General features: G+C 67.0%; 8 protein-coding genes and 1 tRNA gene. 6 read left to right on the top strand and 3 right to left on the bottom strand.

What is annotated here, in order from left to right:
• Positions 1 to 104: 104 nt before the first annotated feature.
• On the bottom strand, positions 105 to 1,562 hold the full coding sequence (locus N911_RS0114695; RefSeq protein ID WP_237559986.1) for a cytochrome B6: 1,458 nt from the start codon (positions 1,560 to 1,562) through the stop codon (positions 105 to 107).
• Positions 1,563 to 2,032: 470 nt separating this feature from the next.
• Here N911_RS0114695 and N911_RS0114700 point away from each other — a divergent pair, with 470 nt between their 5' ends.
• The 4 genes from N911_RS0114700 (at position 2,033) to N911_RS17740 (ending at position 6,967) form a co-directional block, all read left to right on the top strand.
• On the top strand, positions 2,033 to 3,880 hold the full coding sequence (locus N911_RS0114700) for a transketolase (protein WP_029898459.1): 1,848 nt from the start codon (positions 2,033 to 2,035) through the stop codon (positions 3,878 to 3,880).
• Positions 3,877 to 4,743 (top strand): transaldolase family protein, encoded by an 867-nt coding sequence (locus N911_RS0114705; protein ID WP_029898461.1) that lies wholly within the window; start codon positions 3,877 to 3,879, stop codon positions 4,741 to 4,743. The genes N911_RS0114700 and N911_RS0114705 overlap by 4 nt, the downstream gene beginning before the upstream one ends.
• Positions 4,744 to 4,913: 170 nt before the next feature.
• Positions 4,914 to 6,233 carry a ferredoxin reductase family protein gene (locus N911_RS0114710; RefSeq protein WP_029898462.1) on the top strand — a complete coding sequence of 440 codons (1,320 nt, stop codon included), beginning with the start codon at positions 4,914 to 4,916 and terminating at the stop codon, positions 6,231 to 6,233.
• A 155-nt stretch (positions 6,234 to 6,388) separates the two neighbouring features.
• Complete coding sequence (locus N911_RS17740) at positions 6,389 to 6,967, top strand: cytochrome P460 family protein (RefSeq protein WP_051694461.1); 579 nt, start codon at positions 6,389 to 6,391, stop codon at positions 6,965 to 6,967.
• 67 nt (positions 6,968 to 7,034) lie between these two features.
• Here the strand turns inward: N911_RS17740 and N911_RS0114725 are convergent, their stop codons facing one another.
• Together N911_RS0114725 and N911_RS0114730 are read right to left on the bottom strand one after the other, a co-directional pair.
• A complete protein-coding gene (locus N911_RS0114725) occupies positions 7,035 to 9,695 on the bottom strand; it encodes an AMP-binding protein (protein WP_029898465.1) in 2,661 nt (886 codons plus the stop codon).
• Between the two features lie 66 nt (positions 9,696 to 9,761).
• A complete protein-coding gene (locus tag N911_RS0114730; RefSeq protein ID WP_029898467.1) occupies positions 9,762 to 10,748 on the bottom strand; it encodes an NAD-dependent epimerase/dehydratase family protein in 987 nt (328 codons plus the stop codon).
• 103 nt (positions 10,749 to 10,851) lie between these two features.
• On the opposite strand from N911_RS0114730, the gene der reads away from it, so the two are divergent.
• Both der and N911_RS0114740 read left to right on the top strand, forming a co-directional pair.
• The gene (der, locus tag N911_RS0114735) at positions 10,852 to 12,186 is read left to right on the top strand and encodes a ribosome biogenesis GTPase Der (RefSeq protein WP_029898469.1); all 1,335 of its coding nucleotides are present in this window, start codon (positions 10,852 to 10,854) and stop codon (positions 12,184 to 12,186) included.
• Between the two features lie 76 nt (positions 12,187 to 12,262).
• Positions 12,263 to 12,354, top strand: a tRNA-Ser gene (locus N911_RS0114740).
• Positions 12,355 to 12,470: the final 116 nt, after the last annotated feature.

The following is a 12,470-nucleotide window of genomic DNA, read 5'->3' on the forward strand; positions in this document are numbered from 1 at the left end:
CGGGGTGGAAGGGCGACCCGGCGGCCAGCATCGCCCCATTCCTCTCGAAACGAAAAAGCCCCGGCTCCTGGCGGAACCGGGGCCGTTTAAGCGCGGGCCGCCGCCTACAGCATCCGCATGAAGGCCACCAGTGCGGCCTTTTCCTCTTTGGTCAGATCGACTCCGGTGACCAGGTTGAAGAACTCCACGGTGTCCTCCAGGGTCAGGAGGCGGCCGTCGTGCAGGTACGGCGGGGAGTCCTTGATGCCCCGCAGGGTGAAGGTCTTGATGGGACCGGTGGCGTGCACGAACTGGCCGTTGATCATGTCCTCCTTGTGGTAACGCTCCACCTTGAGGTCGTGCATGGTCTGGTCCATGTAGTAGGGCGCGGGGTGGCAGTCGCCGCACTTGCCCTTCTCGAAGAAGACCTTTTGCCCCTTCAGTTCCTGCTCGGTGGCCTTGTCCTCGTCCAGCTTGCCGAAGACGTTCAGCTTGGGCGCGGGCGGGAAGTCGAACATGTTCTGCATCTGTGCCATGAGGGCCACCTGGCTGGTGCGGTCGGGCAGGTGCACGCCCTTCTTCTGGGCGGTGACCTGGTCGCCGTCGAAGTAGGCGGTGCGCTGCTCGAACTCGGTGAAGTCCTCGATGGAGCGCAGGGACCGCTTGGAGCCGTGGATTTGCTGGGCGAACATGCCGCGCAGGCTGACCGTGTCCAGGCGCAGCCGGGCGATGTGCGGCCGGATGTCCGGGTTGAGGTGGAAGGCGGCGTTGGTGTGCCCATTGGTGTGGCAGTCCAGGCAGCTCACGCCCAGGCTGGGTTCGTCCGACTTGCGATCGTCCGTCTGGTTGAACTGCTGCTGCGGGAATGGGGTCAGCAGCAGGCGCAGCCCTTCCATCTGCACCGGGGTGAGGATGCCGTCCATGATGTCGTGGTAGTTCTTGATGGACAGCACCTTGCCCTGGGACACGTCGCCCAGGTCGGGGCGGGATTGCAGGTAGATGGGCGGCGGGAACTCGGGGATGAGGTGCTTGGGCAGGTCGAACTCCACGTCGAACCGCTCAAGGTCCCTGTGCTCCATTTCCTTGATGGCCTTGATGTGGTCCTCGGGGAAGACTTGGCCGCCGGTTTCGTGCTTGACGTGCGGCAGCGGCAGGAACCCCCGGGGGAAGAGGCCCTTCTCCTTGATCTCCGAGGGCTTCATGGAGGCCAGCTCGTCCCAGGTAACGCCGTCCGGCAGCTTGACTCGCACCCCCTGCTGCACGGGCTTGCGCCCGGCGGACATCATCACGTCCGAGGGGGTGTCGGAGAGGTCGTAGCGGCGCTCGAGCAGATTTTGCTGGCGCTGCATAAACTTGTCCTTCTCCTTGACGTCCTTGGCCCGGATTTCCTCGAACTCCGGGGTGACCACGTTGATGTAGGTCTTGTGGATGGGGTCCACGCCTTCGGGGATGCCCATGCGCTCGTTTTCGGTCATCTCGTGCTGCATGGCGCCGGACAATGCGGGGCCGCCGAGCAGCAGGGCGGACACGGCCAGGACGGCTGCGGCCAGGCCCAGTCGAGCGTTTCTCTTGCCTCGTATCATGCCAACCTCCTCGGGTTGCGGAAGCTCTCGCCCTGAGCGGGGAGCGGCGGAGGCGCTTCTGGTTCATTCCGCCGGAATATGGGCAATTCCATGCTGGCAACCGGTGGAGCGAGAAAAAAGACGGGACGCGCCCGACCGGTTCATGGGGGTTCGCCCATGAAGGCAACAGTAAGTGAACGGTGTTCCGTGCGGCAAGTATCGGGCCGGGGAAGTTCCGGGTAAATATCGGCGGACCGGCTGAAGGCGGTCTCGGGGAAACGGTACGATTCGTTGAGCATCCCGCCGTGGCGGCGGCTCACCATCGGGTACGGGGGTTGTACGGAGGGCGGGAGGGAGCGCCGTCCTGCCGCGTCCATTTCCTCCTTGCCCTAGCCCGGTCATTTTGTGCTACATATTCTGTTGCATAAGATCGTTTCCCCGGAAGCGGCCACGGCCGTTCGCGGAAGCGGAACCGAATCAGGAGAGACCGCATGCCAGATATCGCCAGGCTGCAAGGCATGGCCCGACTGCTCAGATACTGGATTCTGACCGCCACCACGCAGGCGGGTTCGGGGCACCCCACCTCGTCCCTTTCCGCAGTGGAACTCATGGCCGGGCTGCTGTGGGGGGAGAAGGGCGGCCGCCGCTTCTTCCGCTTCGATCCCGAGGAGCGCGACCATCCGGCCAATGACAGGCTCATCTTTTCCAAGGGCCACGCCTCACCGCTTTTCTACTCCCTGTGGGCCGGGGCGGGGCAGGTGGATGAGGATGAACTCATGACCTACCGCCATTTCGGCAGCCGCATGGAGGGCCATCCAACGTCCTCATTCCCCTTCACCGAGGCGGCCACCGGCTCGCTTGGGCAGGGGCTGGCCGTGGGCCTGGGCATGGCCCTGGACGCCAAGCGGGTGGACGGACTGCCCGCCAATGTTTTCGTGTTGCTGGGCGACAGCGAGATGGCGGAGGGATCGCAGTGGGAGGCCATGCAGCTCGCGGCCCACTACGGGCTGGACAACCTTGTGGGTGTGCTGGACGTCAACCGGCTGGGCCAGCGCGGCGAGACCATGCACGGGCACGACCTGGCCGTGTATGAGCGCAAGGTCGGCGCCTTCGGCTGGGAGGCGGTCGTCGTGGAGGACGGCCACGACCTGGAGCAGGTGGCCGACGCCTACGCCCGCGCCCTGGAGGCCGACCGCCCGGCCATGCTCATCGCCCGCACTGTCAAGGGCAAGGGAGTGGCCGAGGCCGAGGACAAGAACGGCTGGCACGGCAAGGCCCTGGACCAGGAAGCCTGCGACCGGGCCGTGGCCGACCTGGGCGAGGTGGACCGGGACCTGCGGCTGGAGCTTGCTCCCCCCGAATACCGCCGCCCGAACCGCCGCTCTCCCGGCGGGATCGAGCCGCCCGAGTATGGGATGGGCGACAAGGTGCCCACCCGCAAGGCTTACGGCAACGCCCTCAAGCGCATTTTCCCCGCCCACCCGGAGATGGTGGTGCTGGACGGCGAGGTGAGTAACTCCACCAAGGCGGCCGCCTTCAAGGAAGCCCATCCGGAGCGCTTCTTCGAGATGTTCATCGCGGAGCAGGCCATGGCCGGGGCCGCCCTTGGTTTCGCCGCCAAGGGCAAGCGGCCCTTCGCCTCCACCTTCGCCGCCTTCTGGTCGCGGGCCAGCGATTTTATCCGCATGGCCCAGTATTCGGAGCCGTCCATGGTTTTCTGCGGCTCCCACGCCGGGGTGTCCATCGGCGAGGACGGGCCGTCCCAGATGGGGCTGGAGGACATGGCCTTCTTCCGAACTTTGCTTGGTTCTGCCGTGCTCTACCCCTCGGACGCCATGTCCTGCGAGCGGCTGGTGGAGGAGGCGGCCGGTTTTGAGGGCATGGCCTACATCCGCACCACGCGCGGCGGCACGCCGGTCATCTACGGACCGGAGGAAACTTTTCCCATAGGCGGCTGCAAGGTGCTGCGCCGCACCGCCGCGGACAAGGCCGCCCTGGTGGCCGCCGGGGTGACGCTGCACGAGGCCCTGGACGCGGCCGCCGAACTGGCGGAGGAGGGGATTTCCGTGCGGGTCATCGACCTGTACTCAGTCAAGCCCGTCGACCGGGACACCCTGCTGGAGACGGCCGGGGAGGTCGGGGCGATCATCACCATCGAGGACCATTACGCCGCCGGCGGGCTGGGCGAGGCGGTGCTCTCCGCCCTGGCCGGGCATCCCTGCCCGGTGCATTCGCTGGCGGTGACCAAAAAGGCGCGCAGCGGCCCCTCGCGGGAGCAGCTGGAGCACCAGGGGCTGTCCAAGGACGCCATCATCCGGAAAGTAAAGGAGGTCGCATGAGGCCGGAAGGACTGACAACGCAGATATTCGTGGACGGAGGCGACCCGGAGGAGACCCGCCGGGTGAAGGACAAACTGGGCTTTCTGGACGGCCAGACCACCAACCCCAGTTTCGTGGCCAAGAACCCGGAGGCCAAAAAGCGGCTGGAGAAAGGCGAGCGGTTCAGCGAGAAGGAACTGCTGGCCTTCTACCGCGACACCATCGTCAAGGAAATCGAGAAGGTCATCCCCGGCCGCTCCATCTCCATCGAGGTGCACGCCGACGACTCCACCCCGGCCGAGCGCATGCTGGAGCAGGCCAGGGAGATGGCCACCTGGACGCCCAACGCCCAAATCAAGTTCCCCACCACCACCACGGGCATCGAGGCGGCCGTGCGGGCGCTGCAGGAGGACATCCCCGTGAACATGACCCTGTGCTTCCAGCAGGCCCAGGCCGCCGCGGTGCATTCCGCCACGCGCGGGGCCAAGAAGGGGGACGTGTTCGTCTCGCCCTTTGTGGGGCGGCTGTACGACCGGGGCGAGAACGGCATGGACCTCATCGCCAACATCCGCCGCATGTACAACAAGGTGGACAGCCACGTGCTGCTGCTGGCCGCCAGCCTGCGCGACCTGGACCAGCTGCTGCAGTCCATCCTGCTGGGCGCGGATATCGCCACCTGCAAGCCGGAGACGCTCATGCAGTGGGCGGACGAAGGCATGCACATGCCTCCCCAGGATTTTTCCGTGGCCTATGAGGGGGCCAAGGCCATCCCCTACCAACACCTGGACCCGGAAAAGGACTGGCGGAGCTTCGACCTGAGCCACCCCAAGCTGGACGAAGGGCTGGAGAAGTTCAGCGCCGACTGGACCAAGCTGCTGAAATAGCCTGGACTCTTGCCGAGAACGAAAAAGGGGGCGCGGTTCAACCGCGCCCCCTTTTTCGTTGGCGGGAACGGCCGCGCCAAAAGGGATACCCCCTTTATCCCTTTTCCGTCCCCTTGGTCTCGACCGGGTTTCCTTTAACGGTGGCATGAGTGAAAAACTCTGGAGTTCCCATGACCCGAGGGACGGCTCTCATTCTCGTCTACATCCTTCTGGCTGTTCTGCCCGCCACCCTGGCCGTCTTTCTGGTGGAGCAGCCCTATCCCATCTTCCTGCGGGAGCTCGCCAAGATGCTGGCCCTGACCGGGGCGGCCATCCTCATGCTGCAACCCGTGCTGGCGGCCCGATTCCACTTTATCGAGCGGCCCTTCGGCCTGGACATGGTGCTGCGTTTCCACCGCAACATGGCCGTTCTGGCGCTGGCCATGCTGCTGGCGCATCCGGTGCTCATCGCCCTCAGCGGGGCTGGCTGGCGGCTGCTCTATTCCCTGGACCTGCCCTGGTACATCTGGACCGGCAAGATCGCGCTGGCCCTCCTGGTCCTCAACGGCTTGGCCAGCCTGCTTTTTTCCCGGCTGCCCCTGTCCTGGGAGAACTGGCGGCTTGTCCACGATCTTCTGGGCCCGGCCATCCTGCTGCTCGTCGTGCTGCACGCCCCCATCCTGGGCGCGGATTTCAACGAAACGCCCCAACAGGCCGTTGCCTGGCTCGTTTTCCTGACCGCGGCCGGGGTGTTCGTTTGGCACCGGTTCGTCCGGCCTTCCAGGCTGCGGTCCAGGCCGTGGAGCGTGACCTCGGTCACCGAGGAGACGCCGGACGTCTACACCGTGGAAGTATCCCCGCCCAATGGGGATGCTCCCCAGCCCCACGATCCCGGCCAGTTCCAGTTCGTCACCTTCCTGCGCGACCGTGGGCTGCCGCGCGAGGAACACCACTGGACAATCTCCTCCTCCCCGGAACGCCCCAACGCCCGCGCCTGCACCATCAAGAAGTCCGGGGACTTCACCGCCACCATCGACCAGATCCGCATCGGCGACAAGGCCATGGTGCACGGCCCCTTCGGCCGTTTCTCCCACGTCCATCACCAGGGGGAGAAGCTGGCCTTCGTGGCGGGCGGCATCGGCATCACGCCGCTGATGTCCATGCTGCGGGCCATGCGCGACCGGGGGGAGCGGCGGGACGTGGTGCTGCTCTACGCCAACAAGACCCTGCATGACGCGGTGTTCGCCGAGGAACTGGCGGCCATGGCCGGGGATGGACAGCAGCCCAGCCTGGAGTTGGTTCATGTCCTCTCCCGTCCCGACAAGGGGTGGGATGGTGAAAGCGGCCGCATCGATGCCGACATGCTCCGGCGGCGGGTGACTGACCATGCCGAGCGGCGCTGGTTCCTGTGCGGCCCCAAGGGGATGGTGGACGCGTTCGTTCCCGCGTTGCGCGCCATGGGCGTGCCGGATAGCAACATGCATCGAGAAATATTCACCTTCCTGGACTGACGGAGGCCGCCATGCGCAGCACCCTGCTCAAACGCACGTCCATTTTGACCGCCCTGGTCCTTGTCGTCTGGTGCCTTGTCCTGGCCCTGATCCGGGCTGGGTGAGGAGTACATGGAAATGAACCAAGCAACCTTCAAACCATTGGAGAGGCCGAAATGAAAATCACCCCAACCCGCCTGACCGCGTTGACGGCGCTGTTTCTGGCGATCCCCCTGCTCATGGGCATGTTCCACGGCGACCATGATAAAGACCTCATGCGCGAACTGGAACAGGGACGGGCCTACACCGCCTGGGAACTGTGGCCGGGAACCGAAAAGATGTACGAGGGGCAGCATCCGCACGGCGCGTATCTGACCACCTACGTCAACGACACCGCCATGCAGGCCATCAAGCGCATGGACGTCCCGCTGCCCGCAGGCTCCATCATCGTCAAGGAGAACTACAACAAGGACAAGAAGCTCATGGCTGTGACCGCCATGGAGAAGATGGACGGCTTCGCCCCGGACTCCGGCGACTGGTATTACATCAAGTACACCTCGGACGGGGAAATCCAGGCCTCCGGCGACGTGGAGTCCTGCCGCACCTGCCACGCCCAGGCCTCGCACCACGACTACCTTTTCTCCTTCGGCAAGATGGACATGAAAGAAATGAGTCACGACCAAATGGAGCACATGAAGGACAAGGGCGAAGAGATGCGGGAGGACATGATGGAGGTCAACGGCTTGGAGGAGTAGAGTCCGGAGTAAGCCGCGCATGATTGTCGGGCCGTGGGAATTCCCCACGGCCCGTTTTCATTGCGCCTCAGCCAGCCGCTTCCATCCTGGCTCGCAACCCGTGCAGAATTCGCTCAGCCTCGTCGTTTCCTTCGCCTTCATCGGCCAGGTGGCTGGATTCCAAGGCCGGGCCCAGGCGCAGGCTGACCTTGGCGGGCCGGATGAGCGCCGAGCCGGGCGGCATGGCCTGGTGCGTGCCGTGGATGCGTGCCGGGACCACCCGGGCGGGCTGGGCGGCCAGGATGCGGCCCAGTCCGGGCTGGAAGGGCTGCAGGCTGCCGTCGCGCGAGCGGATGCCCTCGGGGAACCAGACCAGGGCGCGGCCCCGGGCCAGCACACCCGCGCCCAATGCCAGGCTGACGCCGGGGCGGCGTGCCGGGTCCACGGGAAAGGTCTGCCCGGCCCGGGAAACGAAGCCGAATACCGGATTGGCGAAGGCCGCCCCGGTCCAGCCAGCGAAGTGGGTCCGCCGCAGTAGGGAAAATGGCAGGGCGGCGTCCAGCACGAAGGCGTCAAGGTAGCTGAGGTGGTTGGAGGCGATGACCAGCGGCCCCGAATCCGTGGGCAGGTTCTCCAGCCCTTTGACCTCCAGCCGGAAATAGGCCGTGAAGGCCGCCCGCAGCAGGCCGCGCCCGGCGCGGTGGAATCCCCGCTGCAATCCGTTGGCTGGCTGTATCCAGGCCAGTTCTTCCTCCGTGAGGTACTCAAGCGGCTCCCGCACCGGGTCCGCGCCGCGTCCCCCGCCTTTGGCGGAGGCCACTTCGCGCAACAGGTCGCGCACGGTCTCGAGCCGGGCGATGGCGTCCTCGTCCAGGCTGGTTCCGGTGCGCTGGGACAATTCCAGGGACAGGTCCAGCCAGGCCAGGGAGTCCAGCCCCAGTTCCCCGGCCAGGTCGGAGTCAGGGCGCAGGCCGCGCTTGGGGAATCGTTCGGCCAGCAGGTCCCAGGCGGCCCTGGCGCGGCCGTCCTCCAGCAATTCTCTGTCGGCCGGGTCCATGTCCGCGGGGTCCATGGGCGTCAGATCGGCCCCGGCGTCCTCCCGCCCGGCCTCCTCGAACCGTTCTTCCAGCTTGTGCCGCCGTATCTTGCCCAGCCGGGTGCGCTCCAGGGGGCGGGTGGTGACGCGGTACTCCGTGGGCCGGTGGTGGGAGGGCAGGTCGCGGGCGGCTTCCTGGGCCGAACTGCGGGCGATCTTCTCCAGGTCGGGGTCGCCGCCCTGGCGGATGGCGGGCGCGTCCGCCACCAGCAGCGCCTTGATGGCCCCTTCGTGCTCCAGGACGCCTGATTCCTTGATGAGGCGGTGACGGTCCAAAGCGGCCTCCACCGTCTCCGGCTGCACGTTCTCCCCGCCCGGCGTGACCAGCAGGGTGGAGGCCCGACCGGCAAGCGACAGCCAGCCGTCCTCCAGGCGTCCCAGGTCGCCGGTGCGGTACCAGCCGTCCCCGGTGAACGCCTCGCGCGTTTTGTCCGGCAGGTTGCGGTACCCGGAGAACACCCCCGGCCCTTTGGCCTGCACCTCGCCAGCGCCCTTCGGGGCGTCCGGCGCGCGGCCGATGCGCAGGGAGGTTTCCTCCAGGGGGCGGCCCACGGTGCGGAAGCGCCCCGCGCCCGGCGGGATGACGGTCAGGATGGGCGAGGTCTCGGTCAGGCCGTAGCCCACCACCACCTTCCAGCCCAGCCCCTCCAGCCGCCAGGCGGTTTCCTCCTCCAGCGGCGCGCCGCCCGAGGCGGCGATGGAAACGCCGGGGCCGATGCGCCGGTGCAGGGGGTAGAGCAGGGCCTTGCCCAGGCGCGGGCCGCCAGCCCGGCGCACGCGGGTGGAGAGGGACCACGCCCCGCGCAGCAGCCAGCCCACGGGAAAGGGCATGGCCGCCAGCCGGGAGTCCAGCCCGGAGAGCAGGGCCTGGTAGAGCCGGGGCACGCCGATGATGATGTTGGCCCCGCCCTCGCGCACGGCCCGCACCACCTCCTGCCCGGTCAGCCCGCCGGGCAGGATGACCGGTAGCCCCAGGGCCAGCGGGGTGAACACCCCCACCACGAAAGGATAGACGTGGTGCAGGGGCAGGGGCAGCAGCATGCGCAGGCCGGGCCGCACAAGCTGGGCCCGGATGAGGGCGCGCTGCTGGTAGGCGAGGTTGGCGTGGGTCAGCGGCACCCCTTTGGGCGGGCCGGTGGTGCCGGAAGTGTAGAAGAGGGCGGCCGTGTCCCCGGGCGAGACGCGGGGCAGGTCGCGCTCCGCCTCGCCGTCCCGCTCAAGCTCGGCCCAGGAGCCCTCGCCGCCGGTGTCCGTGCGCAGCGTTTCCGCCTCCGGCGCGGGGTCCAGGTCGGCCACGCGGGCGGCCTGGTCCTTGTTGGCCAGGATGAGGGAGGGCGCTCCGTCGCGCAGCACGTGGACCAGGGTGTCGCCGGAAAGCTGCGGGTCCACGGGCATGGCCACCGCCCCGCACAGCGTGGCCGCCAGGACCAGCAGCACCGTCTCGGGCGCGTTGTCCGCGAACAGGGCCAGCCTGTCGCCGGGCCCCATTCCCCGCGCGGCCAGTCCCCGGGCCAGCTTCTCGGCCCGTTGGAGGCCCTTGGCGCAGGACAGGGCGTTCTTGCCGTCCCGGTCGAACCAGACCAGCATGTCCCGCTCCCTGGCCTCGCCCAGGGCGCGCACAAGCTCCGGCAGCGTCTCGAAATCACGGCTCACGGGGCACCTCCATCCCGCAGGGTACGGCAAAACGGGCGGCGCGTACAGGAGGGCGCGGAAATACGGCTAGAGGTACTTGTCCAGCCGTTCGCGGTAGTAGTCCAGGGTGCGGGAGAGGCCTTCCTTGAGGTCCACCCTGGGCTCCCAGCCAAGCTCGTCGCGAATCCTCTCGAAGCTGGAGTAGTAGTCGCCGATGTCGATGCGCTTGCGCTCGGGCGGAAACTCCTTGATGGCGTACTCCGCACCGGAAAGCTCCGCCAGCATGTCCGCCAGCTCCCGCAGGCTGACCACGGGCTGCCCGCCCAGGTTGTAGACCTGTCCCCGCGCCTCGTCGCGCACGGCGCACAGCAGCATGGCCTCCACGCAGTCGTCCACGTAGGTGAAGTCGCGCAACTGCTCCCCGCCCCACACCTCGAAGGGCTTGCCCTCCAGGGCCAGGCGGATCCAGATGCCCACGAAGGTCTGCCGGGCGTCCTTGACCCGCATGCCGGGGCCGAAGGTGTTGGTCAGCCGCAAGGCGCAGGCCGGGATGTCGTACACGTTATTGTAGAGGATGTGGTACCATTCCCCGGCCATCTTGTTCACGCCGTTGACGTCCGTTGGGCGCAGGAGGTGCTTTTCGTCCACCGGCAGGTAGTCCGGGCGGCCGTATATCTGCCTGGTGGAGGCGAAGACCAGCCGCACCGAGGGATTGGCCCGGCGGCAGGCCTCCAGGATGGCCAGCTGGGCGCGGCAGTTGATGTCGAGGTCGGTGAAGGGGTCGGTCATGGAGTCCAGGTGGGAGGTCTGCCCGGCCAGGTTGAAGAGGTAGTCCTGCCCCTGCACCAGGTACTCCATGGCGTGCTCGTCGCGAACGTCGGCGATGTTCAGCCGCACCATCTCGCCCAGATCCTCGATGTTGGCCAGGTTGCCGCCGTACTCCGGAATGAGGCTGTCCACCAGGGTGACGTACGCACCCAGCCCGGCCAGCCGCCTGGCCAGGTTGGAGCCAATGAACCCCGCGCCGCCGGTGACCAGCACCCGCTTGCCCTGGAAATAAGGCCCGTATTCCATGCGTTCTCCTTTCCCCTTGCGCTCGGCCGGTCTTTCGGGTAGCCAGACCGACCCCGCTTGCTCTACACTTGCTTGCCCGCAAAGGCAAAGGACCCAAGATACCATGCCAGCCACAGTGGCCATAGTCGGACGCCCCAACGTGGGCAAGTCCACCCTCTTCAACCGCCTGCTGCGCCGCAGTGCGGCCATCACCCACGACCGCGCCGGGGTGACGCGCGACCGCCTGGCCTCCCTGGCCCGCCTGGAGGACCGCGAGGTGCTCTTCATCGACACCGGCGGCCTGGAGATGGAGGGCGGCGACGAGATCGACCAGGGCATCATGGCCCAGGCGCGCGAGGCCGTGACCGAGGCCCAGGCCATCCTCCTTGTGGTGGATGGCCGAGAGGGCCTGACAGGCCTGGACGAGCGGGTGGCCGAGCACATCCGCTCCTCCGGCAAGCCCACCCTCATTGCGGTGAACAAGGTGGACGGCCCGGAGAAGGAAGCCGAGCTGACCGCCGAGTTCCACGCCCTTGGCTTCGAACTGGCCCCGGTCTCCGCGGCCCACGGCTACGGCATGCGCGACCTGCGTTTCCGCCTGGTCAACGAGCTGCTGGCGGACATTCCCGGGGAAAAGGAGCCCGAGTACGAGCAGGGGCTCCGCCTAGCCATGCTGGGCCGCCCCAACGCGGGCAAGTCCAGCCTCATCAACCGCCTGGTGGGGGCCGACCGCCTCCTCGTCTCCGACCAGGCGGGCACCACCCGCGACGCCGTGGACGCCACGCTGGTGCGGGGGGAGAAACGGTACACCTTCGTGGACACGGCCGGGGTGCGCCGCCGCGCCAAGGTCACCGATTCCCTTGAGCGGTTCTCGGTCATGCGGGCGCTCAAGAGCGCCGCCCGGGCGAACGTTTCCGTGCTGGTGCTGGACGCCGGGCAGAGCTTCTCCCAGCAGGACAAGAAGCTGCTGGCCTATCTGGAGAAGGAGAAGGTTCCCCTGATCATGGCCGTGAACAAGACCGACCTGGTGCCCAAAAAGGAGCGCAAGCGATTCGAGCGGGCCGTGCGCGAGGAGTTGCGCATCGCCTCCCACGTGCCGGTGGTATTCACCTCCGCCCTGTCCGGCGAGGGGGTGGACCGCATCCTGCCCATGGCCGAGAAGATCATGGAGGAGACACGCATCCGCATCTCCACGGGTAAGCTGAACCGGGTCATGCACGAGGTGCTGACCCGCCACCAGCCGCCGCAGGTCAAGTACCGCCGGGCCAAGTTCTACTACCTGACCCAGACGGAGACCGAGCCGCCCACCTTCGTCTTCTTCGTCAACCAGCCCTCCCTGGTGAAGGAGTCCTACAAGCGGTACGTGGAGAACCAGCTCCGCAAGCAGTTCAACATCCCCCACGCGCCCATGCGCATCCACTACCGGGCCAGCCGCGACTCGCAGCAGAAATGGGGCTGAGCCTTGCCTTGACAGCCAAGGCGGTGCAAATTAGAGGGACTGTTCCTTCGTTCCGGGCAGGGGCGGATCGACATACGGAGAGATGGCCGAGTTAGGCTGAAGGCGCACGCCTGCTAAGCGTGTAACGGTTTACACCGTTCGAGGGTTCAAATCCCTCTCTCTCCGCCATTTTCCAGGGCCGGTTCCCGCACGGGAGCCGGCCCTTTCTCATTCCCTCTCCTTCTTTTCTTTTTCCCCATGGCACCCCCGGGCCGGGCGTGGTAGAGTTCGATATGTCCATACAA

It is taken from the genome of Desulfohalovibrio reitneri (assembly GCF_000711295.1).
Lineage (GTDB): Bacteria > Desulfobacterota > Desulfovibrionia > Desulfovibrionales > Desulfovibrionaceae > Desulfohalovibrio > Desulfohalovibrio reitneri.

Bases quoted from the DNA above. Each gene is read 5' to 3' on its own strand.
- N911_RS17740 (WP_051694461.1), top strand. From the start codon at position 6,389: ATGAAAATCACCCCAACCCGCCTGACCGCGTTGACGGCGCTGTTTCTG.
- der (WP_029898469.1), top strand. From the start codon at position 10,852: ATGCCAGCCACAGTGGCCATAGTCGGACGCCCCAACGTGGGCAAGTCC.
- N911_RS0114705 (WP_029898461.1), top strand. From the start codon at position 3,877: ATGAGGCCGGAAGGACTGACAACGCAGATATTCGTGGACGGAGGCGAC.
- N911_RS0114700 (WP_029898459.1), top strand. From the start codon at position 2,033: ATGCCAGATATCGCCAGGCTGCAAGGCATGGCCCGACTGCTCAGATAC.
- N911_RS0114695 (WP_237559986.1), bottom strand. From the start codon at position 1,562: ATGATACGAGGCAAGAGAAACGCTCGACTGGGCCTGGCCGCAGCCGTC.
- N911_RS0114730 (WP_029898467.1), bottom strand. From the start codon at position 10,748: ATGGAATACGGGCCTTATTTCCAGGGCAAGCGGGTGCTGGTCACCGGC.
- N911_RS0114710 (WP_029898462.1), top strand. From the start codon at position 4,914: ATGACCCGAGGGACGGCTCTCATTCTCGTCTACATCCTTCTGGCTGTT.